Below are 26,426 nucleotides of genomic sequence, written 5' to 3'. Positions count from 1 at the left end.
CGCGCTCAATCGCTGTTTCATTAGCTTTTCCTGATTAATCCAGTCAACCCACAGGCTCGGATCGGCGACTCCTGATCCTGACGCTGTTCGGTCGGACCCTGTGAGGGCACGGTCGGGGCGCCGTCGGGCGCCACTGCCGGGCTCGGGAATTATCGCTTCTGGTTCAATGGAGATGACAAGCCACTCCCGGCTTCGTCAGCGCCTAGTCCAGCCATGTAATGGGTTGCCAAAATATCAGCGGCCCCTTGTTCATGTTTTGCATCTACACATTTTTGCTTCGACCTGGAACCGCGGCTTGTGGCGATGCACACGATCCACAAGTTGGCCGAAACTTTCGGCGATTTGCCCATTTGACGACGCGCGGATGCCCCCACGCCTAATGGGCGGCCGTTGGTTCAACGCGTGCTAATAGCTGACAGACGGGTTACGGCCCGAGAGCTGTCAGGCGACAATGCGCCTCATGGCGGCCGCAGCCGAGGATTTCGCGTCCGCCCGAAAGCAGACATCGCAGCTGACCATACTGAAGGTCGCGCTTGAGCCATGTTCGGACCTACGCGGGAACAAGCGTGAACGTCTCATCTCAACTTACATTCCAGTCCAAACGAACGAACACGAGTCTCGGGCGTGCAACGAGCCAAGCTTGCATCAAATCGATGCAAACTACGTTGTCGCAACCGACTCAGATGGTGCGACCTCAACGGCTCAGCGCATCCAGCGCCCTTTGTGCGGCGATGAGGTCGACGATTGGATACCTAGTGTTAAATGTGTGGACCACCGCTTCCAGACGCGTCGCGGCCTCATGGAGACGACCTTGACGTGCCAGAACTTGTGCTAGCTGCGTTGTGGCGCGAAGCTCGAAGAGTCTCGCTTGCTGCCGACGGGCAGTAGCAATTGCTGTTTCGAATAGGTGCGCGGCACCTGTCAGGTCATCTCTGCCCGCGGCGATTTGGCCACGAAGGCGAATACATTCTGCCAGGTAGCTCGCCTCGTCCGTATCGAAAACGAGGGTATCGACATCATCAAGCATTTGCGATGCCTCTTCGATGCGACCGGCCCGCAGGAGAAGATCACAAAGTTCGCATGTTTTCTCAGGGGTATGGAATACGACGCCCTGCCCACGCCAAAGAACCACGCTCTCCCGGACATCATCGATGCCGGCATAAAGTTCGCCTAAATGCGAGCGGGCATGACCACGCCACCTGATACCGCTACTTCGACGCGCCGTGTAGCCATGCAGTTCGCAAATCTCGACGATCTTCGTAGCGCTCTCAAGGAGTTCCTCGTATTGACCAAGTAGCGCGCACAATTCGCAATGCCCGAGAAGACGCCACGCGACTTCGAAGGGCTTATCGATCTGATCAAAATTTAGCATCAGGCGCTCTTTCTCTTCGACTGCAGCATCAAAGAAACCCAATATCGTCAGCGATCCGCTGAGATATGCCTGGGCAGACAAACGGGGTTGATCCGCACCGGCGAACAAAATACGACGACTTGGGTCAACCGGATCAATCAGATCAAGGGCCTTGCGCAAGGCCTCCGCTGCCAGCGGCTCTTCTCCCCGGTTCGAATGAGCGATCCCCTTTGATGCCCAAAGACCGCTCAGATAGGCGGTTGGAAGGAGATCGGCACAGTTTGCGAGCTGCCCTTCGGCCAAGGTCAAGTAATCTTGATTGCGCCCAGTGGCATAAAAAAATGGAGCGAGTGACAGCGCAACGTCACATTGCAATTCGACAGATGCAGTGTTCGCGGCAGCAAGACGTGCGTCTTCAAGCGCCTTCCTAATGCGCTCAGAACGATAGCCTTCAGCCTGCATCAATGCATTGGCCATCGCAAGGTGGAGACGTGTCATCCGTTCGGCGCCGACGGAGACGTCGCCAAGTCTCCGGCTGCAGTCGATAGCACTGGCAAAGTGAGACACGGCTTCCCGAGTGGCAGCTCTGGCCAGGGCGGCCCTTCCCGCCTTTTGCCAGTGATCGAGCGCGCCCGCCCAATCCCCAGCTTCCTGAAAGTGGTGCGCGAGGAGCTCGGGTTGCGCTTCAGTGATTTCGGTCCACTTTTCCTCCAACACATCTGCGACGCGCTTATGTAGCTCCTGGCGGTTAGCGCGCAGCAGCGTGCCATAGGCTGCGTCCTGAACGAGCGCATGCTTGAACAGGTAAGTGGCCAGTGGCCGCGTCCCGCGGCAGAACACCAGACCGGCGCCGACGAGTTGATCCAGTGCGCCATCTAGCTCAACGGCATTTCCCTGTGCGACCGCTGCCAGCAATTCATAGGAGAACTCCCGACCGAGAACCGCGCCAACCTGTGCGACCTGCTTAACGGCTGAGCCGAGGCGATCGAGCCGCGCCATCAACGAGGCATGCAGCGTCGCGGGAACGTTCAACGCCGTCGCGGCAGCTTTTGAGAGCACTGTTTTGGCGTTGCCGCTCTCCAACACCGCCTTGGTCAGTTCCTCGACGAACAGTGGCACCCCATCCGTGCGCTCGATGATCTCCGCGACAACGTCGCTCGGCAGCTCCCCGCTGCCAACGACCCGCTGGACCAGCGCGGCGCCTTCACGACGGTCGAGTCGATTGAGGACCAGAACGGTGACGTGCGCCTGCCCGGTCCACGGCGGTTGAAACTCGGGGCGGAACGTGAGGAGAAGCAACACCGGCAGGCGCGGCACCCGCTCGATGACCAGGTCGAGCAGCTCGCGCGAGCTCGGGTCAATCCAGTGGACGTCCTCGAAGAGCATCAGCACCGGACCTTGTCGCGCCAGATCTTCGAGCTGCCGGAGCAGCGCATCGAAGGTTTTCTCTTTCTTACGCTGGGGCGTCAGTTGGAGAGGCGGGAAGCGGCCTTCGGTCGGCAAGGACAGTAGGTCGGCCAGCAGTGCCGCGTCCTCCGGCGAGGCCGGGACAATAAGGGCCGCAAGCTTATCCAGCTTGCTATCAGGCGGATCGTCGCGCTCCAACCCGGCGGCACGTTCTAGCTGCGCAATGGTCGGGTGGAGCGCGCTGTCTTGATGGTGCGGCGAACAGAAATAGCGCAATCGGGTGTGTGGCTCATTCTGGATCCGTTCCTGCAAGGTGACGGTGAGGCGCGACTTTCCGATGCCGGGCTCGCCTGAGAGCAGCACCACTCGACCCTCACCACTTTTGGCGCGATGCCAGTGTCGCTGCAGCAGATCGACCTCCTCCTCACGCCCGACCAGCGGCGTCGGTGTCGTCCCATGCAGCGCCTCGAACCGGCTTTCGACGGCGCTCTCACGAACCACTTGATAAGGATGGATCGGCTCCGGAAAGCCTTTCACCTCGACGGCGCCAAGATCACGATATTCGAAAAGATCGCCGACCAGCTGCCGCGTTTGCGGCCCGATCACGACCGCGTCGGGTTCAGCAAGAGCTTGCAGCCGGGCGGCGAGGTTCGGCGTCTCGCCCACGACGCCACGCTCTTGCCCTTCGCCGGCGGTGATCAGATCGCCAACGACGACCTGTCCGGTGCCGATGCCGATACGAACCCGCAATGGCTCAGGCTCTGGGAGTCGCCTAACGGCATTGACGAGAGCAAGGCCAGCGCGCACCGCCTGCTCGGCGGCGTTCTCGCGCGCCTGCGGGTAGCCGAAATACACCAAAACGCCGTCGCCCATATACTTGGCGACGAAGCCGCCGAAGTGAGGGACAATATCGGCGACACAACGGTGATACGCTCCGATGGTCTCGCGCAGGTCCTCTGGATCCAGACGCGTCGCCAAGGCCGTCGAGGCGACGAGATCGACGAACATGACGGTCAGCTGTCGACGCTCCGCGCTTAGGTCCCGGGTGCCGCTCTGAGGCGCGATGTCCTCGGTGGCCGGGTCGGAATGCCTTGACCACGGCCCCAGCCCCTCGACCGCCTTGCGGAATCGCTTGCGATGACCGAGGAGCATCCCGAGCTTCTCAAGGTCGGCATCGGTCAGTTCCGGCAGGACCTCCGCATCGATCGCGTTGTCGCGAAATGCCTGCTCGTATTGCTGGAGGCCGAGGCCTCGCAACCAAGTGGCAATGTCCACACAGCCCTCCCAAGGCTGACTTCGGGTCCCTCAGCCGCAATATTAACTCAGATGCCAGGGAAATGCTGTAGTCCAACATGTTACCGCGGCGATGACAGCTGTGAACAAAGCGGACTATACGCCCCTTAGGGATTAAGCGCCTTATGTCTGCCATTGTGGCAAATTGCGGCTTTCCCGAAAGCGGTCATCACTCAACGTGCGCCGGAAAGGCCAGTTGGGAGGGGCTCGGCTGGTCTACTTTCGAGCATACATCGCTGCGACGCTCCGGCAGTTCCACGCCAGAACGCGGCGATCGGAAATCCTTAGTTGGCCACAATCCCTAATGCAGTCAACGTTTGTGGGGTGATCGTTCCCGTGACCTTGAGATTATAGTCCGACTGCAATCTCAATAGGCCGGCCCGCATTTCGGGGCTCATCGTCCCGTCCAAGTCCCCATTGTAGTAGCCGAACGCAAGCATCGCGAATTGAACTTGGAAAACGATTTCTTTGAACCTGTTGGCATTTCCAGGAAGCGTCGCAAGAGGAGCGGGTGCCGGCGCCGCTATGGGTGGTTGATAGGGAGGTGCAGGTGCCTGATAGACGGGTGCTGAATCTGCCGGCGGCGGATAGTAAGTGCCTCCGGATGAAGATCGGTGGCTGCTGTGCGAGCTATGGCTGCTGTGCGAGCTATGGCCAGTTAACGTGTATTTGTGATCCAGTTTGAAGATATCAAAAAGCGATTTTGTCTTGCCGCCATCGCTAGTTGGTGCGAGCGGCATCGCGACACTTTCTATCGGCATAAACCCCGCTGCGATCAAGGATGGGATCGCGAAGAACCGTTTTTTCATGCGACACCAAACCTTCCATATCCGTGCACTTTTGGATGCCATTGGAAGAAGCCGCCGCACTCGTTGCGAAGACTGCAATCGACGCAATCCTCAACGTAAGCCCGTTTCCAATCTGAGATCGTAGATGGCGCGAATGCTCGATAGTGAGCGGGGACGGTGCACAGCGGGAAATTGTAGAGCTTGGTGTCGATGCCACGGCTGATCGAGAAATCCAGCGCCTTGCTCACCAAATCGAAGCCTAGGGAACTGTCGAAAAACAGAGAATCCCAGTTCTTTCGGCCATAGCCGATATTTTCGAGCTGCATGATTGCCCATTTGTCGATGAATGGTAGGGCGACCGTCACGAACTTCGCTAGGTCCAGCAGCCCAGGTGCGTTGGGCTTCATAAGTACAGTCCGTAACTCGATTTTTGCCCCAGCCTCGCAAAGGATGGAAAGGTTGTTCCTGACCTGATCGAAGGCGCCAAGCTTTCCGACGACATGATCGTGGGTCGCGCTGTCGCTGGAGTAGACGGGAATCCCCCAAAGGATTCGGCTCAAATCCAAATCACGGAGCTTTGCGAGATCGTCGCGATCAAAATGCTGCGCATTGGTCAGGAGGTGAAAGTCGATGTCACGCCGCTGCTCCATCGTCTTTCGCAGGAATTCGAACAGCTCCGATTTGAAAAGGGTCGGCTCTCCGCCTGACAGGCCGATCGTTGAACTCTCCGGTGCCAGAAGCACGGCCGTCTCGAAAAACGGAAACATGTCTACGTGCTGCTTTTTCGGCGGCTGCGAGCACATCGCGCATAGTTGGTCGCAGCGTTCGGTGATCAAAAGCGTATTGTGGCGCGAGTTCGCCCGAATAAGCCGATGTGCCGCTTTTCGAAATGGCACGACAAACACAACATCACCGTTCACCTCGGATGGGTCGATCCCAAACAAGCAAAGGCTGCCTGCCGCCCCTGTAAAGAGCGCCTTTTCACCGTCGGCGGTTGCCAATGTTGCGTCCAGCGAACTGACGTTGCTCAGTTGCTCAGGCATTCCTTCGTACGTCCGCAGCCGAACCACATATGGATCGACAGCGTTTGTATCGATCTTGAGGCGGAGCGGGATCATGTATGCACCGGGATCATATGATCCCCCCAAGATGGCACACGGGCCCATTTAGCGACCGATCGAAGCGCGGCTTCATCCCGCCGACTGATAACCTCTACAACCTTGTCGAAGACGTGCATGTGTCGTTGGCAGAACCAGGTATCGATGCGAGCCATGTCAATTCGCCCGTCCCTCGACAGATCGTCGACAACGTCTGTCCCGCAGAAGGGCTGATAGGCGCAGTGGATGCAGTCCGGATCAAAGTTGTTGAGCGAGGCACTATTGAGCAACCGGATCTTGGCTTGGTCGATGCCGGCCATCACCGTGCCGATCGACAGATCGACGCGCCCTATGCGCGAAAGCATCCTGGCTTCATCCGTCGGGTAAAGCTGCCCGTCGTGATCAATGACTATGTAGTCCGAAGCGAAGAAGTTGGGATTGCGGAGATCGACATGATCGTCGGCCCCCGACCTGAGGAATCTCCTTAGGCACTGGCTGAAATAATATTCCTCGACGTAACCACCAGTGCGATGGTTCCGATCAATGAGGTAGTCGATGAAGCTGGAATGAAGTGCATTCCACTTGGCTATCGAATGCGGATCGGTTTTTCGGCGACGAGCAAACCCTTGGTAGTTTATCGGTCTGAGATAGATCGATTGCATCCCGTAGCGCTCCGAAATTGCCGACGAGTTCCTCGAAATCCGGCGGCTCATCAACATCGATCGTGGGAAGCGCGGATACCTTGCCCGGTCCAAGGCGACGCACAGCGTCGGCGAGGTTTTTGAAGAACGCATCGGTTGTAACATCATCATGGGTGCGCTGGCGCTGATGAGTATTTCGATCTCCGTCTAGCGACGTGCTGACGAAGGTGTCCGCTTCGTCGAGGTAAGCCCATTCTCGCTCGCTCAAGCGTTGGAGATTGGTGCAGACCACAAACTGGCTGCCGGGAAACCTCGATCGTGCGAATGAGCGTATCTGTTCAAGCAAATCGACACGTAGCAAAGGTTCGCCGCCTTGAAACTCGACTTTAATCCGTGGCCCCTTCATCGCTCCGATAAGCCTGAGAGCGGCGTTCAGCGTCTCTTCGCTCCAGTCGAAACCTTGTGCATTTTCCGGCGCTCGGGAAACTTGACAGTAGCCGCACGTCAGATTGCAGCGCAGCGTAGGCACGAGGATAACGTAAGAAAGTTCCTGCTGTTTTGATTGGCGTCGAGCCCATCGATAGGCAAAGGCCGTCCAGTCGGGGTCGCCTTTCCGTTCGAACGAATGGCCACTTTCACGGAGAAAAGTATGATCGTCCGCCGATAGTTTGTTGCCGACATACCGTTCGAGAAATGACTGATCGCTGAGGAAGAACCCGCCTGCATCGTCGGTTAAGAGAAATTCGCCATCGCCACGCTCGCGAAACTTAAGTGGCCACACTGTCATTTCGCTGTCACCGCTTCGATCAAGGCTTGCCGAAGCGGCAGCGTCTCAACGTAGATCTTCTCTCGATAAACGGCATGGAGCACGCTTTTGCGCACGTCAGCCATATCACCAGGAGAAATGCAAGCCACCTCAACCCCAGCAGCCGATGCGACAAATCTAAGGGATGGATATTGAGCTTGGACACGAACTAACGCACCATCCAAAAAACTGCGAAAGTTCGGCGGAATCTCAATTGTAATCTGATCTGCGCTGTGCGGCCCCATCTGGTCGAAAATCTCCACCCCGGCCATTATACTTTGAAATTCAGATTTGAATATCGGCAGACAGCTATATTCGAGGGAAATGCCTAAGGCGGTCTCGTCAGGCTTAATGACTGTCAAAGAGCCTCTTGTACTGGGACCCGACACATGTCTCAGCATAGGCTCTCGCACGGAATGCCGTCCTTGTCGCGGTCGAGCTTGCCGCCCCAGGGGCAGTTGGCCAAATACCAGTTCGCTTCATCGCAAGAACTGATTTGCGGGCACGTTCGGCGCGGCTGGCAGGAGTAGCTCTGCGCCACCTGAGGGCGGCTGATGATCCCGAGCGGCTTGATAGTGGATGGCTTAACGCCCCCGGCATGCTCTGCGCGCCATTCCCAGGGCGCCTGAAAGGCACCAACCCACAGACCGACTTTGGCCGCCTCTGCCTTCGCCTGCTGCCTCGCATAGGCCCCGTGACTGTATTTGGGCCAATCCAGGGCCAAGCCATTCTCAACCAGCCATCCGGCGATGCTCTTGCCGTCCGCGCGGTGGCAGTCCCCGACATAGCGGCCATAACGGTCCCACGAGACGAACGTACAAAGAGTGGGCCTGGAGAGCGTCAGGAACTTGTCAAGGGCAGCGGCCGACTTGACGCCGCACTGATATCGAAAGCCCTTGGCGTCGTCGCACTGCTGCGCGGACTCAGGAGCGTCGATGCCGTTGAAGCGGATGCGCTGTCCGTGGATCTCGATCGTGTCGCCGTCGATGACGGAAGCCACCCCGGCGATCGGCTCCGGAGTACGCCCAATCCAGTGGGATACGTTGAGGTCGAGTGCGCCTTCGCTGTGGTGAACGACAAACTGCGCCACGAAGGCGGCCATCGCCGCCACTGTCACGAACACCAGCCGCTTCGGAATGCCTGCCAGCCTACGAGCACGCCGTCGCTGTGCGCCTCTCCGTTTGCGCCATTGGTCGGACCGATTGTCGTATCGGTATTTGTCCACACCCCTCACTCCCCAAGAGGAAGATGCGCCACTGCCCTAAAAAGCCAACATAAGGTCCGCCTGCGCGGGTAGGCCGCCTAAGGCCGATGATCGTCAATTCCCTGCAGTCTTGCTCCCCGAAGCCACCCCCTTGAACAGGGACAGCGAGTCTACCTGATCCAGCATTGAACACATCTTGTTCGGAGAGTCGAAATTGAAGCCCAAGCACTTCTGATCCGCCGCACATGCCATGACACAATCGGCGTATGCGCCAGGGACGTTTGAATAAGAGTCGCCCACCACAACGGTGTTCTTGTAGAAAACGAGACTGGAGTATTGCAGCTTACCCGCAACCGCCTGCTTCGCTGCCATGGTGGCATCTGGATCCTTCACCAAAATAGACGCGTCCCCTTTCATGAAACATGCAGAATGCTTTTTGTCGTATGTGATAGCTGAGCAACGATTGTCGCCCTCGCATTGGGTCTGACATTGGTCGAATGACACATTCCATAGCGGCATACTCGGGAGGTCGAAGCCCATCGCGTCCCAGCCATCCTGGGCAACGAGTTTATTCGCCATCTCGGCTCTGCCAGCGGGGGCTTCATAGTCACTAGCGCTAAAGGTGCCTTTGTCGAGCCATACACATTTCGATCCGAGTTCTAAAGCGGATGCGTCATTCAGCCCGATGGATGCGAGAGTCGTCGCGGGAGAAACCGGCGCTTGAGGCCTCGCCGTTGGGGAGGCCCGGTTCACCAGGTCTGCGTTTACGTCGACGCCATTGACGAGCCGGCGTGTGTAGCACCAGGCATGATCCCAAGTCGCATCGTGTTCGTCATTGAAATGATGGCCAGAAACCAACGACCAGTGCGAACCCTGCCAGTCCATTTCTCGAGTGAGGAACTTGTTGAAGTCCGCAGTTATGACATCGGGTTGTTTTGGAACCGGCGTCGGAGTTGTGGTCTCCGGTTTAGGAGACACTTCGGGGGCAGGTGCTTTGCTGCGCTCCGTCTTACCTTGCTGGGGTACTGTCTCCGTCGTTGGTATCCTGTCGTCGCGTTTTTCGGTTTGCGTCGTGTCTATGACAGGTGGAAGTCCGTGGTCTCGTCCGAAGAACAGCGCCGCCCCGTAACCGATACCAACAGCAGCGACGGCGATCGCACCGCCTGTCATCATCCTCCTGAAGGCGTTTGCGCGGGCGATCTTGTCATACGCCGCAGCCTCTGCCTGCAGCGTCGGGATGGCCGCCTGTTTGACGACCAGATCGACAGCGCGCTCAAGAAGCGCCGTGTTATGCCGGATCAGCACTTTTGCGGCCACCCTTTGTAGACACCTTGACCAGATCGGCGACCTCGGCCGGCAAATCCTCGTTCAGCGCCTTTCGAAGAGCATCCGGATCGTCGGTCAAAACCGGCACATAGAGGATTTCTTTCACGACCTTTTCGACAGGAACCTCAACCCGTTTCTCGACCTCCCTGTCGACAACCACTTCAAAAGGGACCTTGACGGTGCGAACTCGGCGCCAGCGCCATCTTATTAGCATCCGTCTAATCAGTCTCGACAGTCGGCTCTCGGAGCGGTCCTCGGCCTGTGCTGCTATTCTCTGCAAGCCGAGCGCCACCATGGCAGTGATCGGACCGGCCAATCCGGCAATTACTGCGAGAGAGCCAAACCAGATTGCCGCAACCTTTCCTGCTTGGGCCTCGCTTACTTCTTCCGGCTTTTCGCCATACCAGCGAGCCGCGATGCGTCTGATCTGGTCTGTGCGAGCAAGCGGGATGCGCTTCTTTTCGAGTCCGTTCAACTGGGTCGCTATTTCGTCGCGCCGCGCCTGATTTGCAGCCAATACCTTATCCTGGGAGGCCTCCGCTGATTGGGCGGAAGCCAACGTGCTCCGCGCCTGATTTAGGCGCTGCTCCCAATCCGCGGACGTGGCGTCTAGTGACTTTTCGAGGTCACTTCGGCGGTTCTGAAGCACCTGTTTCTGGTCGGCAGTCATCTCAGGGCTTTCAGCCCTCAGGCGGTCGAACTCTGCTCGGGCAGCCGCGATCTCTTGATCTATGGCGAGGATTTGCGGTTCGTATTTCGCCTCCAGCTTGGCGCGAGGATTGGCAAGTTTTCCGATCTCGTCTTCCCAGTGCTTCACGGACGCAGCGTCGCCGGCTTCTCGCGCGTCTTTGATCCGCTGCACGAAACTGTCCCTCTGCCCTTCAAACTCCCCCACAGCCTGCTTAACCTTGCCGTCGCGCTCGGCGACCAAGTCCGCTCGCCTCTGCTCGCTCTCGTGGACTTGTTCCCGTGCTCTGGCCGCCTGAGGCGTTAATACGGTGGCAGCCTGGAGTTCGGTGTCGACGTCGGCGATACGGTCCTGGATTTCCTTACGAGCCTTGTCGGCAAGCGCACTCACCTCTTCCAGATCCGCCCTTGCCTTCGCGACCTGATCAGTCTGCTGAGCTGCCTGATCCGAGGCATTCAGCTTCGCGCTCTCTCTGTTGAGCGAGTCGATCCCATCGGCCAGCTCCTCATATTGCAGTTCACGAAGGGTGCCGGCGCGCTCCAAGCCCAGCAAGACCGTCTCAAAAGTGATACCGGCCAGAAGCAGGAGAAACACCAGGATAAAAGGCTTCCAGAACCAGGAGGCGCTGTACAAGAGGGTCGCGATCGGAATCTTCGTAAGCTCTGCGATCGAGACGATGAAGAACGGCGCGCTGGCCAGAATGAGGTCCATCGCGGTCGCAGATTGACTTGCTTCGAAGGCCTGGACGCCCAATACAAGGCCGGTGGCAAGGCCAATGATTGAAGCTATGATCTCCAGTGCCCACGCGCCACGGTATGTCCACTGGCCATAGCTGGCTAGCTTCTGGCTCATACTTGCGTACATCAGGCTCCCGCCTCCCCTATATCCCCAGGGCACCTTGCCACTCAGCACAGGTCTTTGCATCAAAAATTGCTGTGCGCTTGGTGAATCGCCTTGATTTCGAGAAACATCGTTACTTTCACGCCTGCATATCGACTGAATATCTGCGAGTCGACGGGCGCGAATACCATGTGGCCCGTTAGCGGTTGAGCAGCCCTGCGACGAGAATAAGCATCATTGCCACGGCGACCACTCGAAATGCGCCGACAACGCCTCGGACAAAAAAGCTTTGGCGAGGCGACGGCGTCTGGTCGATATTTTTGGCTAACGCCTTCGGGTCGCTTGCACCCAAGCTTTCACGTGAAGGTCAATCCTGTGCCTGGAGCCCCGGCACTTATTCGACTGCCCTCCGTCCCCGATGTGGGCCCAGCGCATGAAGGCTACTTCCTCCTCAGGCTAAGTCGCGAAGGCCGGCATTCAGTCTTTTAGTGATCGCAATGCCCTTCCGACCGAGTTGAGCCCGACAGCGGGATGACAGCTTTAGATGATCTCCTCCTGTTAGCTGTCAGTCCGTTATCGGCCCCAAAGCTGTCGAGAGCAGACTTTGTTGGTGACCATACCGAACGTCGGAGCCGCGCAAAGTGCCGTCGTTGGGAATTTAAAACATTTTTCCCGTGGCAAGCCTTTACCGAGGATAAAAGAGGAAAGACATGTCGGTCAAAATCCTACAAATCAACTACAAGCTCAACGGGTCGAGGGCCGAGTATGAGAGAGAAAACCTACCCTACGCTCACACCATCGAGGACATACCAGGCCTGCGCTGGAAAGTCTGGATCATAAACGAGGCCCAAAGCGAAGCCGGCGGGATCTACCTATTCGACGACGATGCCGCAGTGAAAGCCTTCTTGGACGGGCCAATTATTGCGGAGATGAAAGGTGACCCGACGTTGAGCACCAAGGCGTTTGAAGTGATCCCAGAACTCACGACCGTCACACGTGGTCCGGTGAAGTAGTATTCTCGGAGGTTGGGAGGGCGCATGTTGCGGAGAAGAGACTGGGTATCTTCATGGCCTCGCGATCCAAGAAAAAGCAAATCGCCATACCTGTCTCGGCTTTGTATTGCGCCTCAGTGCTCTCAATCCTTCGGGTCGCGCGAAATCTGGCCGTGATGGAAGTCTTCGCGAATCGTGGTCTTGGGTCTGAAATGTTCCAAAATGATCCTAAGCAGTTTACGGCCGAGATCGCCGCGCAAGGCTGCCGGATCCGCCTGTTGGATTCAGATAGCCATTTGCAATACTACCTCACCGGCCAGCCGACTGGCCCCGGGCCATGCGTATGCTCTGAGCAATGCTATAGGCGTCAACAGCCCTGCGATGAACTCAACGGCAATATCAGGCTGACGCTCGCGGCAAAATTATCCAGCCGGTTTGGGCAATAAGGATGTGACACGCAATTCCGGAAGGTCGCGGCTCAATTCGGGCGCTGCCGAACTCCACTGGCAAGACGTCCAGGATCAGTCTTAGACCGAAGCCTTTGTCGAGCTTTGGAGCAACCGGCGGCCCACCATTCTCTTGCCAATCGAGTTCAAGCCCGTGGGTCGTGACCTCCCACCGGATGCTAACCGACCCGTTCGCATTCGAAAGCGCCCCGAACTTGGCCGCGTTGGTGCAAAGCTCGTTGAAAACAAGGGCAAGCGAAACGTTCAACCGCGCCTGCAGCCTGAGGTCAGCACCCTGAATTTCGAATCTGGTCGGGGATCGAAAGGGCTCTGTAACGCTGGTTATCAGGTCTCTTAATCCAAAGGGCTCGCCCTGTTGTGCAACAGCCAGATCAGTAGCCTTGGCCAAGGCGGTAAGCCTGCCGAGAAATCCGTTCAGCGCGTTCCGATCAGCGGCACCACGTCCAAATGACTGCGTAGCCAGCGCCTGGATAATGCTCAGTGAGTTCTTGACGCGGTGATGGACCTCGCGGAGCAACAGGTGCTTCTGCTCGTCGGCTCGGTTTCGCTCGTCGATGTCCATCAAGACGCCAATGATGCGGCTCACCTCCCCGCTATGAGTGTTCTGAACCTCTGCCCTCAGCAGTCGCCAGCGCAGCGAACCATCAGGGAATCGGCAGCGGAATTCCGCTTCAAAGAAAGGGTCGTTGGCAGCAGCAGCTCTGTTACGGATCTCCACGATCCTGTCGAGATCGCCTGGCACCAGCAGCTTACGCAGTTCTGCAACGGTGGGACGAGCATCCGGAGCCAGCCCGAACATACGATTGAGCTCACTGGAGACGATCAGATGGTCGTTCAATACATCGAATTCCCACACAGCCATTCGGGCTGCGTCAATGGCTAATCGTTGTCTGAGTTCCGCCTCCCGCAAAGCGTTCTCCGCGAGCTTGCGAGTGGTGATATCTTGAATTGTACCCAGGAACCGCACTGCCTTTACGGTCTCGCCAACCCTTCGAAATACTGCCTCTCCATAGGCCAAAGCCCAACGAACCTCACCGGTATCGGCGCGCACGATGCGATATTCGTAGGGGTCATTGTTTCTGACGGCCGGGTCCTGCGCCATCTGAGCCAAGGCGCTCGTCCGAGGCAAGTCCTCCGGGTGGGTGACGGCGCGAACCTTCTCTATGGTAATCGGCTCGTCTGGGGAAAAGCCTGAAATCGCTCGCGCGCGGGGAGAATAGTTCATCTCGCCCGTCTCGAGGTTCCAGTCCCAGATGCCTATGGGGGCGGCCCGGAGGGCCAGCCTCAGCTTTAGATTGTCATCCCGAAATTTGTCTGTCGCCCGATGCACGTTGCCCCTCAGCAAACCGCATTTCTCCGATGTTGCACTTAACTCGAACAGCTCACATAGGAAGGAAATTGATCACGTAGGCCCGGCAGCGAGAGCTGATCGTAGCGAGCTGTCCAGCTTCTCCCTGGAATATGGCTTGTCGACTATCGGCGAGCCCCTGGCGAACTCTGCCGCGCCTTCTCCGTATCCGGTGGCGCACACCATCGGGATTCGACGGAGCCTCAACGCGTCGGCGACGCGCTTGCTCAACTCCCCACGTATATTTAAGTCCAACACTGCGGCGTCGATCTCGTGTGTTGAAATCATCGTCAAAGCGTCGTCGATTGATGTGGCGGGGCCGATCACAGTTGCCCCGAGGTCGGTCAGGAAATCGTTGGCCATCATGGCAATCAGGGATTCATCCTCGACCACGAGCACGCGCTTGCCGGCAAGTGTCGTCATCGTGCGAGCGTCCCCTCTGGTAGTGGAGCGTCGATCCTGCAAACAAGCCCTTGAGGCTCGAACTCCATTGTGACTTCTGCCTGTAGATCCGCTGCCAGGCCCCCGACAATCAGACGAGAGCCAAAGCCTCGCCGTGACGGAGACGAAACCGCCGGGCCGCCCAATTCGCTCCAAATGAGCTTCAGCCGGGGCTTGGGTCTGTCGGTACGAGACCACTCGACCGAGACTTTGCCGGCTTCGTTGGAAAGGGCTCCATATTTGACCGCGTTCGTCAGCAGTTCATGCAGGGCAAGGGCGATGGAAAGCGCCTGGTTTGGCTGCAACAGAACCGCAGGCCCGCTGCTGGCCACCCGGCCGGAAAATGTGCCTCTAAATTGGAGGCTATCGCAAACGAGCTGGTCCAACGACGCGTGTTCCCAACTGGTCTGCGTCAGCAAATTGTGGGCAGCCGAAAGCGCCATTAGGCGTCCCTCAAAGGCGGCGTAAGCCTCTTTGGCAAGCGTTCCCCTGAATGTCTGATGGGCAATCCCCTGGACCACTGCCAGTGTGTTCTTCACCCGATGGTTGAGCTCGGCCATCAGAAGTTCTCGTTGGATCTCCGATCGCTTCCGCTCACTGATGTCGACGACAGAGGCGAGGGTCATCAGCCCTTCGCTCGTGGCAATTGGGCTCAGCCCAATCTCGACCGGCACTTCGCTTCCGTCCTTGCGCCTTGCGTAAAGATCCCTGCCTGCGCCCATTGGGCGCGCCAAAGGACGGGTGGCATAGGTGCCACGGAACTCCGGGTGTGCGTCACGCGATCGTTCGGGGACCAGCATTTCAACGCCTTGACCGATCATCTCCTCACGCTCGTAGCCAAACACGGTTTCGGCGTGCAAATTGACCAGAATGATGCGGCCGTTGCCATCCGTCATCACCATGCCACTGGGCGCGGCTTCCACCGCCGATCTGAATCGCTCTTCGCTATGGCGAAGCGCTGCTTCCGCCTTTTCGCTTTCGGTCACATCGACATTGACCCCAATCAGTCCTCGAAATTGGCCTTTGGCCGAGAAGTGAGGGCGAGCGGTCGTAAGCAGCACGCGGTAATCGCCTTTGCGGTTTTTGTAACGGCCCTGGACTGAGACAGTGGATTGGCTTGCCAGAGCTTGCGCCATCCGGGCACCGATTTCCGTGGCGTCATCGGGGTGAATCGTCGGGTGCCAATTGAAGTTCGGAATGTCCCCGCTCGCGACGCCCCAAAACTCGCGAAGCATGCTGTTCAGATTTGTGCATTTCCCGGAAGCATCGCATGTCCATATCATGACCGGGGCGTGCTCCGACATGAGCCGGAACTGCTGCTCGGACGCTCGCAATTCGTCTGCGGCGAGTTTTCGGGCTTCTTCCGCCCGCGTTCGTTCGAGATAGAACCCAATCTGCCTGGCGATAGTCGTGGCAAGGTCAATTTCGTGCCTCGCAAACGAGTGCTTCTGTTCGTAATAGGTCATGAATTTGCCAACGACTTCGCCCTGCGCCACCAACGGGATGAACGCCAACCCGACAATCCCTTCACTGGAGATCGTGGCTTTGACAATCGCGGGCTCCTCGGTTTCTGCAATGTCAGACACGAAGATCGGCTCGGCATTGCGTTCGCCTACTTTCCACGGCGAATGGCCCTCAAGAGCTTGGCGGTAGGCTCCGGACAAACCGCGCCAAGCCACGAAGCGCATCACCCCTGCTTCGTCAAACAGCAGCATCGACGCTCGCCGACAACCTAGACCGTCACGAATGGCATCCAGGCCAGCGTCAAAAGCGTCATCATTGGATTTTGCCCGATAAAGCCGATCTGTCAGCACGTACAGGGCGCTGAGTTCATCAAGCCTGGCTGTGAGCTGCTCCCCGCTCTTCTGCACAGATGCCCCTCCGCTGGCGAGTAATGTAGCGCAGCGTAATATAATGGTCATAAGCCATCTTTGTTCCAGCCTCGGCAAATTCGGTATTAGGCGACTATGTGGAAGGAAGTGCTGGCTCTCGAGAATCCACTGGACTGTCTCCTGGGCAGCGAGGTGAAGCCGCCCTTGGTGCCTTTGCACATCGTGGGCATAGGTGCGGCCATTGTCAGCCGGAGACTGGCAAGCTAGGGCCGGCCTAAATATTTGATCCCAGGCTTTGATGCTTCATCATTGTCGTCCGAATCAAAGGATGCGCTATGGGCCAGATTCTGCATGGGAGCGCCACAACGACAGAGGCGATCCGTCGAGCGATACAGCATAGTCAAGCGAGCCTGAGGACGCTTTCGAAGCGCTACGGCATCAATCCTAAGACGGTCGCTAAGTGGAAGAAGCGGAGTTCGACCGCCGATCTACCCACCGGCCCCAGGGAGCCGAGATCGACGGTTCTGTCTGTCGAGGAAGAGGCTGTCGTTGTGGCTTTCCGCCGGCACACGCTGCTGCCGCTCGATGATTGCCTCTACGCATTGCAGCCAACAATCCCGCATCTGACACGCTCTTCATTGCACCGTTGTCTGCAGCGCCACGGCATCGGCCGATTGCCGGATGTCGAAGGCGACAGGCCGGCGAAGAAGAAGTTCAAGGCCTATCCGATCGGCTTCTTCCCCATCGATATCGCGGAGGTCCGAACCGAGCAGGGCAAGCTACACATGTTCGTCGCCATCGACCGGACCTCGAGAGTTGGTGGGCCCACGCTGTGAATAGTTACGCCGAGATCGATCCGCAGATTGAGCGCTGGGTTAAGGCGCACTCGCTGATACTCAATACTTCACCTTGGGATGGCCGCGCATCGCGATGCATCTGGCTGTCCAGCAACGCCGGTGAGTGCTTTCAAATCTGGATCGAGCCGCCCGCCGATGGCGTAGTTCGGCTACACGCCGCAGGCGTTGAGAGCCTTCTCGATGACAAACCTCCTCATGACTGGGCGGTGCCGGTCGAGAATGTCGGGGCGGCGCTGGACAGTGCCTACGAACTTGTACTCGAATGGATGCGTCCATCTACGCACTATCATCCACCCCGCGCACCGACCTGAAAGAGCGCTCCCAAAACATCGGAATATTTGCCGCTGGGCAGATCGCGAGGACACGCCTCGGCTAGATCCCGCAGCCGTGGTCTGACAACAGCGCTTACGAGAAAAGTCTCCCTGGCCGACGTTGACCAAAAAGAATGATCATGGGAAGCACCCCATGGATAAAGCTAGAATCCCGAACGAGGTTCGCGAACGAGTTGGAGACAACCGTGTCGGCACCGCGGTATTCGATTTCCTGACGGCCGGTTCGCCTCCGCGAGTCGCCGACTAAGTAAGTCGAACCTCGATGTCTCCAAAGTGGGCGCCCTTGACGCTAGCCCTCCACAATTCGCAAGACACGGCTGGTAGCGCTTGCGTGAGCGTGCCTGTCGTAACAACCTCACCCGGGACTAGTGGCTCGCCTCCGTAGAGCGCGAGTTGTCGTACAAGATGCCTCAGCGCCTTGATCGGGCTTCCGAGGACCTGAGCACCGCCGCCCGTTGCGTGCGCCCCTGCCGCTTCTGAAAGTGTGACCGAAAAAGTCTCAAGCTCATCGGCCCAATGTTTTCGAGTTTCGCCGATAGGATGTCGCACCCCTAGCAGCAGTGCAACATGCACGCCTGTGGCTGCCGCATCGGAAACCTTGAATCGCCAATCCGGGAAGATCGAGGTGCAGATCTCAAAGTCGAGGGCCGCCCATTCGACGCAATGCAGAAGGTCGATATCCTCCATGCTCGGATCGGGTGCCTCACTAAGTCCCAGAGCGACCTCCGTCTCCATGCGGACGTTTGGCCAACCGCCAATCGAAAAGGTGCTTCCCGACTTCAAGTCGCTAGTTGTTGCGTCATAGAGATAATTCCAAATCGGACCCGAAATGCCGTAGCCGGCCCATGCGGCAGCATTGGTAAAGCCAATCTTCCGACCGACAACGCGCTCACCCCGAGCCTCCCGTCGCCGTCGGATCTCGTTGACGATCCGATATGAATCCTCAAGCCCAAATCCAGGAAATCGTTCTGAGAAAGGGGACACCTCACGCGGTGCGGCCATCGTATCGAACACCTCATCAGCAATCTTGGCCAACGTCTCGTCGGATACACTCATGGAGCCACTGTGCACTCATTTCGATCAAGCGACAACGGTCTCAGGTCAGAGTGTCCCGCCGAAGAACACGCTCCTATCCTCCGTCATGGCGCGAGGCAGGCTGCGCTATCACGCGAGGGAGCAGTCTTCTAGGCCCATCATCCCGGGAGCGGAACTTCCGGTTCCGGTCCCCAAAAAGCCATATTCCGAAAAGCGCCCTATTTCGGCCATAGAGGCGAACTTTGCCTCCGCACGGAAGCAGACATTGCAGTTGACCACTCTGGAGGTCGTGGTTGCGCCATCCTTGGGCATTCACGATACGAACGCGAAACGCCGCATTCGTCACCCACTCCACGCGTAGCCTGCGGCCGGGGCAAGAGGCGCGGTGTTCCGCAACCTCAATAGACGAGCTTCGTTTGCGCATGCGTTCCAGTGAACTCGCCGCGTGGTGTAAATTTTCAATGTCCCATTGGCGGCCTACTTACTCCGGCAATCCGGCGTTGCGCAGGCCATCGAGCAGATGGTTTGAGCGCATCTCGGTGAGCATAAGGATTCACAGCGATCAGTTCCCGCAATGAGATGCTGGGTCTAAGTTCGCGAGCCTTCGCCAACGCATGCGCAGCGAGAGCGGCATGGCCGAGATGGTCATGGGCGGCCGCCAGTGTGAGCCAAGCGGGGTGATCCTTTTTTGGCATGTTGTCCAAGGCCGTTACGACTTCGCCATATCTCCTCAGTTCCAACAAAATTTTGGCGCGAATTACCCAGAACCAGTGTGGTGGAAACGGGGTTCTCTTCAGCGCGTCGTCGATTGAAGCCAGAGCCTCCTCCGGCCGGCCGGCGAATCGCAACCAATTCGCTCGGTCCGCGCGAATTTGCGCATCGGCCGGATTGAGAGCGACGGCGCGTCGAAATGGACGCCGGCCCGTTCGTATTCGCGGAGCCACACCATGACCATGCCGTTGGCGTGGTGGACCGACGCTCCGATCACACCTCTTCGCCAGCGCATGCAGCAAGACATGCTGATGCGGGGCCTCGGACCACATACGCAGCAGGACTACGTTCGTCATGTCCGACGCTTCGCAGCCTTTTCTCAGACGCTCTCTCGATACTGCGACGCCCGAGGACATCCGTCGCTTTCAGTTGTATCAGCATGAGAACGGCGTCGGGCCTGCGACCATCAACGGCGCGGTCTCAGCGTTGCGGTTCCTGTTCCTGGCGACGCTGAAGCGGCGGGATCTGGCACGTGTGCTGGTGATCATGCGCTATCCACGCAAGCTGCCGGACGTGCTGAGCGTGGAGGAAGCGGCGCGGCTGCTCGAGGCGGCGCCAGGCATCAAGTACAAGGCCGCGCTCGGTGTCGCCTATGGCGCGGGCCTGCGCGTGTCCGAGGTCGCGCACCTCAAGGTCGACGACATCGACTCGACACGCATGCTGATCCGCCTCGAACAGGGCAAGGGACGCAGGGACCGCAACGCCATGCTCTCGCCGCAGTTACTGGAACTGCTGCGGCTGTGGTGGCGCGAAGGCAAGCGGCTGGGGGGATGCTCCCCCATGGCTGGCTGTTCCAACCGGCAGAGCGTTCTACTCGGTTCTGAAAAGCAGCGACAGAGTCTGCATCGTTCACTCGCGACGAACTGAGAGTCCGCTTTTGAAGGTCCCATGCCCGAGACGTCCGAGCCGCTTCCGGCGCCATTGCGGACGCGCTCGTAGCGCAAAATGTAGATTGACCTCCTAGAACTGACTCAGCGCTTGCATGGAAACTGAATGTTGAGCCTCCGGGCCCTCATTAACCTTTGATTTTGTTGATAAAAAATATGCCTCGGCCCAAAACGTTTGGGCCGATTATGGGCCCAAAGAGAAAGGTCGGTCGATATGCCATCCTGCGCATGGTCGGTTGGTTTGATTTACTTGACGACGCGCCGGGCCGCTCGCCGCTTCATCGCATCGCGTTTGGCCTCACGCTCGTTGATGGCGCGGGCGATGTCGACAGCCATTCGCTTTCTTTTCGGCGAATGGATGCCCATAGGCATTCTTCAGTACCGTCCCGCCTTCCGAACGATCGAGCGGCGCCAACGCTTGTGCCAGCTTGTGGACGATGGGGATGAACATCTCGCGCCCGCCGTGACGGTTGCGGTTCTTCTTCCGCCGGAAATCGAAGCCTCGATCACCTCCAGAGAGCCATCGACGTGGACGACAAAGCCCAGCGTTGCAAAGCGGGCAGTGCTGTTCGCAGCGACGACAGGGCCAAAGTGGCCTAGGCAGGCGCCAATGTCGCCACCCGCAGGCGGAAATCCAACAACGAGGCAACCCGGAAACTGCAGGATGCAATGCACCGGTTCTCGCCACCTTGGTGACGAATCTTGTGCGGCCCTGCGTCGCGGCTTCCGGGCTCGTCGCCGGACGTCGCCACTCAGCCGACGACGTCCGGTTCTGAATCATCGCTTGCGTGCTTTGAGAGCGGCCTCTGCCACGGCCGGAGCTTCCTTGATGCTTGCCGCGCCTCCGAAATCCCCATTCTTGGTGCGGCCGGCTCCCGGGCCAGCACCCAGATCCGCGCCTGTAGTCGGATCGGAAGCGGGATCGGAAAGAGCACGGTCGGCCATCTTGGCGACCACTTTCAGGTCCTTGGCACCTAGCTTGACAGTTGCCAGCCCGTCCCCGCCATCAACGGGCATCACCTCTTCGAGATCATCGATCCGGTCCCATTCTTCGCCAGAATTCCACGGGCCAGTGGTATCGCCTTCGCCCTGAGAGGTGTTGACGTACATGCTGGCGTACTTTTCGACGCCAGGAAGCTTACCTGACGGGAAATTGTTCTCGATCGCGTAAAGTGCTTTCTCAAACGACTTCTGGTGGGCAATTTCGCGCGTCATCAGAAAGCCGAGCGCGTGTTTGATTCCCGGGTCGTCGGTGATGTTGATGAGTCGTTCGTAAACGATCTTGGCGCGAGCTTCGGCGGCGATATTCGATCGCAGATCCACCGTGGGCTCACCGCGCGAGTCGACATAGGCCGCGGTCCAGGGGACGCCGGCTGAATCACAGAGCGCGGGAGCACCGCCGAACAGAATTGATTCCTTGGCAGTCGTACCGCTGGCGCCGATCATCAAATAAAGGTCCGCTTCCTTCATCTGGCCTTCGGCAAGTTGTGCCTTGAGCCCCTTGTTCAGCATGGTGACGATCGATCCCACCACTTCGAGGTGGCTGAGTTCTTCGGTCGCGATGTCGAGCAACATGTCCCTGCGGCCGAGATCGTCCTCGCCAAGCCCTTGCGTGAAATAGCGCATCGCGGCGGCAAGCTCGCCATCGGCGCCGCCGAACTGTTCCATGATCATACAGGCCAGGCGAGGATTGGGCTCCGAGACGCGAACGGTGTATTGCAGGCGCTTGTTATGCATAAACATGGACATTTCTCCGGTTAGATCGTCCGAACATCCCCGCAACATGATTGTTCCGTCCGACGTGGAGACGCGGCCTCCGAAGCATTGAAGAGATCAGGGCTGCACTCCCTTCTACTTGGGACTCCCGTCTGTTGACTGGCGGCAACGAGATTTCCATCGTGCCGCGCCATCACAGCAATGAGCAAGGCACGCGGCGTTGCGCACCTCATCCTGGACGTGGGCATTCTGATAGCGGCATAGCGGTCGAGCTCGGCCTTGGGCCAGCCGGTGCCATCGATCGACGTTATCCGGTCCGACAGAGAGCCCATGCAGCCGGCGGTATCGGCCGCAACAGCCGCCGGGCGGCAACGAACCATCGGCGCCGGGATCGTTGGCGGCCCAAGGCAGCTAAGGTACAGTTGCAGGCGGTCACCGAAACGATCCCTCGCTATCTCGAATCGGGAGTGCTGCGACGACAATGGTCTTCTTTACGAGCGACACGCATTTCAACGATCCCCGCATTCTTAGGATCGATCGCCGGCCGTTCGGATCGCTGGCCGAGCATGATGAAGCGCTGGTTGCCCGGTGGAACGAGACCGTCGGCCCCGAGGATGAAGTCTGGCATCTCGGCGACTTCGCGCGCCACGGCAAATCGAACGTCGAAACCCTGCTGGCACACCTAAACGGCCGCAAGAACCTTATCGTCGGCAACAATGATGCTTTCGAGACAACGGCCGCACACGGGTGGCACAGCGTCCAGCACTATAGGGAGCTGATGCAGGAGACCCAGCTTATCGTGTTGTGCCACTATCCGTTCCGGACGTGGAACCGGATGGGCAAGAAGTCGATAAACCTGCACGGACATTCGCACGGCAAATTGAAGCCGTTGACGCGCCAATATGATGTTGGTGTCGACTGCTGGGACTTCCGGCCCGTTTCGCTGCACACCTTGCGCGGCAAGCGCGGGCTCCGGTGACGCGGCTGAAGCGGAGAGGGTTGGTGAGCGAGCACCGGCGGCCGTTGCCCTTTCACTTTCTATCCAGCACCTTCCGGATCTTCTCCGCCAATTCGTCGATCGTATAGGGCTTGGTCAAAAGCTCCGTTCCAAATCGAGCGTGCCGTTGTGGACAATGGCGTTTCGCGTGTAGCCGGTGGTGTAAAGCACTTTTAGCGACGGGTGCGTCCTCTTGAGCTGGCCCACCAGCTCGCGTCCCGACATCTCCGGCATGACCACGTCAGTGAACAGAAGCGAAGGCACTTGCCCGCTTTCGACGGCTGCCAGAGCGTCCCGTGGCCCTTGCATCTCAAACACGGAATAACCCAGCTCCCGCAGCGCTTCCGCAGCCATTCAGCCGGACGCGATCTTCATCCTCGACAACCATGATGATCTCGTCCGCACGTCCGGGGTGCTCGCCCGCGAGATCCAAGGCCAGCATCATGCCGTCTCGACGCCGGGCGACATCCTCTTTCACATCCGTGCCACGCGTATGGATCTTTGCTTCGAACTGGCGACACAGATCATGTCGCAACTCGATGGTGCAGTCTCCACGGCGGATGAGGTGCACGGCTTCAACTATTTCGATGGCCGCGACCTGATCGGCTTCGTCGATGGCACTGAAAACCCGGTGGATGATCGCGCCGTCAAGGCCGCGATCATCGGCGAGGAGGACACCTCATTCGCCGGAGGCAGCTATGTGATCGTGCAGAAGTACCTGCATGATCTGAAAGCATGGAACGCGCTTCCAATCGAGGATCAAGAGGGAATTGTTGGCAGAAAAAAGCTCTCAGATATCGAACTGGAAGATGACTTGAAACCGACCTCGGCGCACAATGCGCTGACCACGATCGTCGAGGATGGAGAGCAGTTTGAAATCGTACGCGACAACATGCCGTTCGGCGACGTCGGCAAGGGTGAGTTCGGTACCTATTTCATCGGCTACGCCCGTTCTCCGCGCAGAATCGAGCAGATGCTGGAAAACATGTTCATCGGCCGACCACCAGGCAACTACGATCGGTTACTGGACTTCAGCCGCGCAGTCACCGGCACATTGTTCTTCGTCCCGTCGACGACATTCCTGGAGAACCTTGCAATGGGGGAAGTCATCTCTACCACTGGTCCGGGCCTGTCGGGTTGACCTGAAGGGCGGAGGCCTTCGTCGTCACTGCCGACACATGTCCGTCACATCATCAACAATGTGACAGGACCGATTGTGATGGTATCGCGCTGGATACAACGCCACTGCCGACGAAAGTACAGATACTGTCATTAACCCTTCATTCGATTGGACGTTGACGCAGGCTTCTGCACAGTTAATAATGTCCTAATATAAGGGTAGCGTGAACATCTCTCGACTGGCAACAACGAGTCATGGCGCTACTGGGGTAGGGAAAACGCAAGGCGGCGATCGTAGCTGTAGCAGCCATCACATTGAGCAACACCTGTCCGTGGATCGCCATGCTTGTGCTGGCCATCCGCCGGCCGGAGCGAGGGGTCGCGGCTTGGTGCACGGTCACTCCCACCTCACATAACTGAGCGCCGATCGCCATACAGGTTTCGGCATGGGGTTGTCGGCCGTCTCGTACGGCCAAGAGCAGATGCGCTGCGTCTGCCGACAGGGGGATAAAATGGCCACTCAGCAGGTTGCCGGCGCAGGCGGTAGTCGCTCCCACAAGTTCGCACTTTTTGACCCACTATGCCCCATGCCGCACTCCGACGCCGCTACACGCAAGAACAACAAAGGACAATAGGGGGCTGCTATGGGAACAACTGTTGGGACGAATAGCAACGACAATCTGGTTGGCGGCAGCGGAGACGACATATTGAATGGGGGCGCAGGGGACGATCGCCTGAATGGCGGATCTGGCGATGACATTCTGAATGGCGGTAGCGGCTTCGATACCGTTCTCGGCGGATCAGGAACGGACACGCTGATCTACAAAGCTTACGAAAACCAGTACCGCCTTGGCAGCACATTCAGTTCCACCCAGGCGGTGACAGACGGTCTGCTGTATTCTGGAACAGACCAGACCGCTATTGGAACAGTGCCCAATCAAACAGCTTTGAGCGGAAACACTTTTACGGGCTATGATTCGTACGACGGCGGAAACGGTGCGGTCCAACTCGGCAAAGCCGGCACCACGCCGGACGCCGACACTTTGCAGTTATGGCTCAGCGCGGCGCAACTGAGCGATGCCGGAATTACGGCAGAGATTGCGTACTTCAAAAACGTTTGGCTTCCGGCACACATCAGCGCACAAACCGGCCAAGCCGACAGTTCTGTCTACATCTTCAAGACGCTTGATCTCAAGGTCACTGGTGTTGAGAAAGTTGTGGTTCTCGATAGTGCCGGCAAGGTTCCTGTAGCCGTCAATATTGTCGATTCTGCCTTAAGCGACAGCGACAACAGTTCGGTCGTAACGTTCACATTCACTGGCCCAGTCACGGGTTTCACTGCGGCCGACGTTGCGACGTCTCACGGCACGCTGACTGATTTTGTGATGGTCGATGCTTCGCACTATACGGCGAAGTTCACGGCAGCAGACGGTTTTGATGGCATTGGCTCCGTTTCGATAACAGCCGGTAGCTATGCCGACGCTGCTGGCAATGCTGGCGCTGGCGGAAGCGATACCGTCGCGGTGGACACTGCGAACCCTACAGTGACGTCGGTCACCTACGGACCCAATGACGGGACGCTGAAGGCGGGAGAATCAGTCACCCTGACACTCAATTTGAGCGAAGCGGTTACAGTAGCAGGCGGCGTCCCCACTCTGACGCTCAACGACGGAGGCACGGCGACCTATGTAGGCGGCTCTGGCACTGCCGCGCTAACCTTCAAGTATACGGTCGCAAGCGGAGAAAACACAGCCGACCTGTCGGTGACGGGATTCAGCCTGAACGGCTCTTCGATCAAGGATGCGGCAGCCAACGATGCCGTCCTCACCGGGGCGGTGGCTAATCCCGCCGGGGTACTGGTCGTGGACACGGTGATTGCCACGCCGACGGTGGCGCTGACCAACGACAGCGGCAGCTCGGGCAGCGATCTTCTGACCAATGACGCGGCGCTGACGGTGAGCGCGGCGGCGGTCGACGTGACGCGGAGCTATTCCGTGGACGGCGGGCCGGTGTCGGCAACCTATACGGCGCCGACCGGCCAGGGCAGCCACACGGTGGTGGTGACCGACACCGACACCGCCGGCAACACCGCCAATGCCAGCATCACCTTCAATCTGGACACGGTGATTGCCACGCCGACGGTGGCGCTGACCAACGACAGCGGCAGCTCGGGCAGCGATCTTCTGACCAAT

General features: G+C 58.4%; 21 protein-coding genes and 2 pseudogenes. 8 read left to right on the top strand and 15 right to left on the bottom strand.

Annotated elements, in window-relative coordinates; all coding sequences use genetic code 11:
- Positions 1 to 694 precede the first annotated feature (694 nt).
- The 9 genes from LB577_RS31645 to LB577_RS31605 form a co-directional block, all read right to left on the bottom strand.
- Positions 695 to 4,033, bottom strand: a complete 3,339-nt coding sequence (locus LB577_RS31645) for an AAA family ATPase (RefSeq protein WP_224690346.1) — start codon at positions 4,031 to 4,033, stop codon at positions 695 to 697.
- Between the two features lie 302 nt (positions 4,034 to 4,335).
- The gene (gene hxsA, locus LB577_RS31640) at positions 4,336 to 4,860 is read right to left on the bottom strand and encodes a His-Xaa-Ser repeat protein HxsA (RefSeq protein WP_224690344.1); all 525 of its coding nucleotides are present in this window, start codon (positions 4,858 to 4,860) and stop codon (positions 4,336 to 4,338) included.
- Positions 4,857 to 5,957 carry a His-Xaa-Ser system radical SAM maturase HxsC gene (gene hxsC, locus LB577_RS31635; RefSeq protein WP_224690342.1) on the bottom strand — a complete coding sequence of 367 codons (1,101 nt, stop codon included), beginning with the start codon at positions 5,955 to 5,957 and terminating at the stop codon, positions 4,857 to 4,859. The genes hxsA and hxsC overlap by 4 nt, the downstream gene beginning before the upstream one ends.
- A complete protein-coding gene (locus LB577_RS31630) occupies positions 5,954 to 6,301 on the bottom strand; it encodes a hypothetical protein (protein ID WP_224690340.1) in 348 nt (115 codons plus the stop codon). The genes hxsC and LB577_RS31630 overlap by 4 nt, the downstream gene beginning before the upstream one ends.
- Positions 6,302 to 6,476: 175 nt before the next feature.
- A complete protein-coding gene (locus LB577_RS31625; protein ID WP_224690338.1) occupies positions 6,477 to 7,364 on the bottom strand; it encodes a radical SAM protein in 888 nt (295 codons plus the stop codon).
- The gene (locus LB577_RS31620; RefSeq protein WP_224690337.1) at positions 7,361 to 7,744 is read right to left on the bottom strand and encodes a hypothetical protein; all 384 of its coding nucleotides are present in this window, start codon (positions 7,742 to 7,744) and stop codon (positions 7,361 to 7,363) included. The genes LB577_RS31625 and LB577_RS31620 overlap by 4 nt, the downstream gene beginning before the upstream one ends.
- A gap of 32 nt (positions 7,745 to 7,776) precedes the next feature.
- A complete protein-coding gene (locus LB577_RS31615) occupies positions 7,777 to 8,505 on the bottom strand; it encodes a thermonuclease family protein (RefSeq protein ID WP_224690336.1) in 729 nt (242 codons plus the stop codon).
- A gap of 195 nt (positions 8,506 to 8,700) precedes the next feature.
- On the bottom strand, positions 8,701 to 9,903 hold the full coding sequence (locus LB577_RS33360; RefSeq protein ID WP_156934581.1) for a PAN domain-containing protein: 1,203 nt from the start codon (positions 9,901 to 9,903) through the stop codon (positions 8,701 to 8,703).
- On the bottom strand, positions 9,875 to 11,464 hold the full coding sequence (locus tag LB577_RS31605; RefSeq protein WP_031250672.1) for a hypothetical protein: 1,590 nt from the start codon (positions 11,462 to 11,464) through the stop codon (positions 9,875 to 9,877). The genes LB577_RS33360 and LB577_RS31605 overlap by 29 nt, the downstream gene beginning before the upstream one ends.
- Positions 11,465 to 12,150: 686 nt before the next feature.
- On the opposite strand from LB577_RS31605, the gene LB577_RS31600 reads away from it, so the two are divergent.
- Positions 12,151 to 12,453: a YdhR family protein gene (locus LB577_RS31600; RefSeq protein WP_224690335.1), complete on the top strand. Its 303-nt coding sequence runs from the start codon at positions 12,151 to 12,153 to the stop codon at positions 12,451 to 12,453.
- A 378-nt stretch (positions 12,454 to 12,831) separates the two neighbouring features.
- On the opposite strand, the gene LB577_RS31595 is transcribed toward LB577_RS31600, so the two are convergent.
- From LB577_RS31595 to LB577_RS31585, 3 genes are all read right to left on the bottom strand, one after another.
- Positions 12,832 to 14,229 carry a sensor histidine kinase gene (locus LB577_RS31595; RefSeq protein ID WP_224690348.1) on the bottom strand — a complete coding sequence of 466 codons (1,398 nt, stop codon included), beginning with the start codon at positions 14,227 to 14,229 and terminating at the stop codon, positions 12,832 to 12,834.
- Between the two features lie 72 nt (positions 14,230 to 14,301).
- Positions 14,302 to 14,670: a response regulator gene (locus LB577_RS31590; protein ID WP_224690334.1), complete on the bottom strand. Its 369-nt coding sequence runs from the start codon at positions 14,668 to 14,670 to the stop codon at positions 14,302 to 14,304.
- Positions 14,667 to 16,559 carry a PAS domain S-box protein gene (locus tag LB577_RS31585; RefSeq protein WP_224690333.1) on the bottom strand — a complete coding sequence of 631 codons (1,893 nt, stop codon included), beginning with the start codon at positions 16,557 to 16,559 and terminating at the stop codon, positions 14,667 to 14,669. The genes LB577_RS31590 and LB577_RS31585 overlap by 4 nt, the downstream gene beginning before the upstream one ends.
- Before the next feature lie 296 nt (positions 16,560 to 16,855).
- Between LB577_RS31585 and LB577_RS31580 the strand changes: the two are divergent.
- Positions 16,856 to 17,335: pseudogene (locus LB577_RS31580) on the top strand (IS481 family transposase); the annotation flags it as partial.
- Between the two features lie 17 nt (positions 17,336 to 17,352).
- Positions 17,353 to 17,688: a hypothetical protein gene (locus tag LB577_RS31575; protein WP_224690332.1), complete on the top strand. Its 336-nt coding sequence runs from the start codon at positions 17,353 to 17,355 to the stop codon at positions 17,686 to 17,688.
- A gap of 264 nt (positions 17,689 to 17,952) precedes the next feature.
- On the opposite strand, the gene LB577_RS31570 is transcribed toward LB577_RS31575, so the two are convergent.
- Complete coding sequence (locus LB577_RS31570; protein WP_224690331.1) at positions 17,953 to 18,765, bottom strand: 2-keto-4-pentenoate hydratase; 813 nt, start codon at positions 18,763 to 18,765, stop codon at positions 17,953 to 17,955.
- Positions 18,766 to 19,376: 611 nt separating this feature from the next.
- Here LB577_RS31570 and LB577_RS31565 point away from each other — a divergent pair.
- Together LB577_RS31565 and LB577_RS31560 are read left to right on the top strand one after the other, a co-directional pair.
- On the top strand, positions 19,377 to 19,556 hold the full coding sequence (locus LB577_RS31565; protein ID WP_224690330.1) for a hypothetical protein: 180 nt from the start codon (positions 19,377 to 19,379) through the stop codon (positions 19,554 to 19,556).
- Positions 19,557 to 19,809: 253 nt separating this feature from the next.
- Positions 19,810 to 20,382, top strand: coding sequence for a tyrosine-type recombinase/integrase (locus LB577_RS31560; RefSeq protein WP_224690329.1), 573 nt, complete (start codon positions 19,810 to 19,812; stop codon positions 20,380 to 20,382).
- Positions 20,383 to 21,179: 797 nt separating this feature from the next.
- Here the strand turns inward: LB577_RS31560 and LB577_RS31555 are convergent.
- The gene (locus LB577_RS31555) at positions 21,180 to 22,145 is read right to left on the bottom strand and encodes a manganese catalase family protein (protein ID WP_224690327.1); all 966 of its coding nucleotides are present in this window, start codon (positions 22,143 to 22,145) and stop codon (positions 21,180 to 21,182) included.
- Between the two features lie 454 nt (positions 22,146 to 22,599).
- On the opposite strand from LB577_RS31555, the gene LB577_RS31550 reads away from it, so the two are divergent.
- Positions 22,600 to 23,097: a metallophosphoesterase gene (locus LB577_RS31550; RefSeq protein WP_224690326.1), complete on the top strand. Its 498-nt coding sequence runs from the start codon at positions 22,600 to 22,602 to the stop codon at positions 23,095 to 23,097.
- A gap of 114 nt (positions 23,098 to 23,211) precedes the next feature.
- Here LB577_RS31550 and LB577_RS31545 read toward each other — a convergent pair whose 3' ends face one another.
- The gene (locus LB577_RS31545; RefSeq protein ID WP_224690325.1) at positions 23,212 to 23,469 is read right to left on the bottom strand and encodes a response regulator; all 258 of its coding nucleotides are present in this window, start codon (positions 23,467 to 23,469) and stop codon (positions 23,212 to 23,214) included.
- A 67-nt stretch (positions 23,470 to 23,536) separates the two neighbouring features.
- On the opposite strand from LB577_RS31545, the pseudogene LB577_RS31540 reads away from it, so the two are divergent.
- A pseudogene (locus LB577_RS31540) lies at positions 23,537 to 24,256 on the top strand (Dyp-type peroxidase); the annotation flags it as partial.
- 622 nt (positions 24,257 to 24,878) lie between these two features.
- The coding region (locus LB577_RS31530) for an Ig-like domain-containing protein (RefSeq protein ID WP_318013570.1) at positions 24,879 to 26,426 on the top strand (1,548 nt) is incomplete at its 3' end.

It is taken from the genome of Mesorhizobium sp. B283B1A (assembly GCF_020165735.1).
Lineage (GTDB): Bacteria > Pseudomonadota > Alphaproteobacteria > Rhizobiales > Rhizobiaceae > Mesorhizobium > Mesorhizobium opportunistum.
Note: the sequence above shows the minus strand (reverse complement) of the source record. Positions and strands in the feature narration are given on the sequence as shown.

Coding starts and splice junctions, on each gene's coding strand:
- hxsA (WP_224690344.1), bottom strand. CDS start 4,860: ATGAAAAAACGGTTCTTCGCGATCCCATCCTTGATCGCAGCGGGGTTT.
- hxsC (WP_224690342.1), bottom strand. CDS start 5,957: ATGATCCCGCTCCGCCTCAAGATCGATACAAACGCTGTCGATCCATAT.
- LB577_RS31630 (WP_224690340.1), bottom strand. CDS start 6,301: ATGCTTTCGCGCATAGGGCGCGTCGATCTGTCGATCGGCACGGTGATG.
- LB577_RS31625 (WP_224690338.1), bottom strand. CDS start 7,364: ATGACAGTGTGGCCACTTAAGTTTCGCGAGCGTGGCGATGGCGAATTT.
- LB577_RS31605 (WP_031250672.1), bottom strand. CDS start 11,464: ATGTACGCAAGTATGAGCCAGAAGCTAGCCAGCTATGGCCAGTGGACA.
- LB577_RS31600 (WP_224690335.1), top strand. CDS start 12,151: ATGTCGGTCAAAATCCTACAAATCAACTACAAGCTCAACGGGTCGAGG.
- LB577_RS31590 (WP_224690334.1), bottom strand. CDS start 14,670: ATGACGACACTTGCCGGCAAGCGCGTGCTCGTGGTCGAGGATGAATCC.
- LB577_RS31570 (WP_224690331.1), bottom strand. CDS start 18,765: ATGAGTGTATCCGACGAGACGTTGGCCAAGATTGCTGATGAGGTGTTC.
- LB577_RS31565 (WP_224690330.1), top strand. CDS start 19,377: ATGGCCGAGATGGTCATGGGCGGCCGCCAGTGTGAGCCAAGCGGGGTG.
- LB577_RS31560 (WP_224690329.1), top strand. CDS start 19,810: ATGTCCGACGCTTCGCAGCCTTTTCTCAGACGCTCTCTCGATACTGCG.
- LB577_RS31555 (WP_224690327.1), bottom strand. CDS start 22,145: ATGTTTATGCATAACAAGCGCCTGCAATACACCGTTCGCGTCTCGGAG.
- LB577_RS31550 (WP_224690326.1), top strand. CDS start 22,600: ATGGTCTTCTTTACGAGCGACACGCATTTCAACGATCCCCGCATTCTT.
- LB577_RS31545 (WP_224690325.1), bottom strand. CDS start 23,469: ATGGCTGCGGAAGCGCTGCGGGAGCTGGGTTATTCCGTGTTTGAGATG.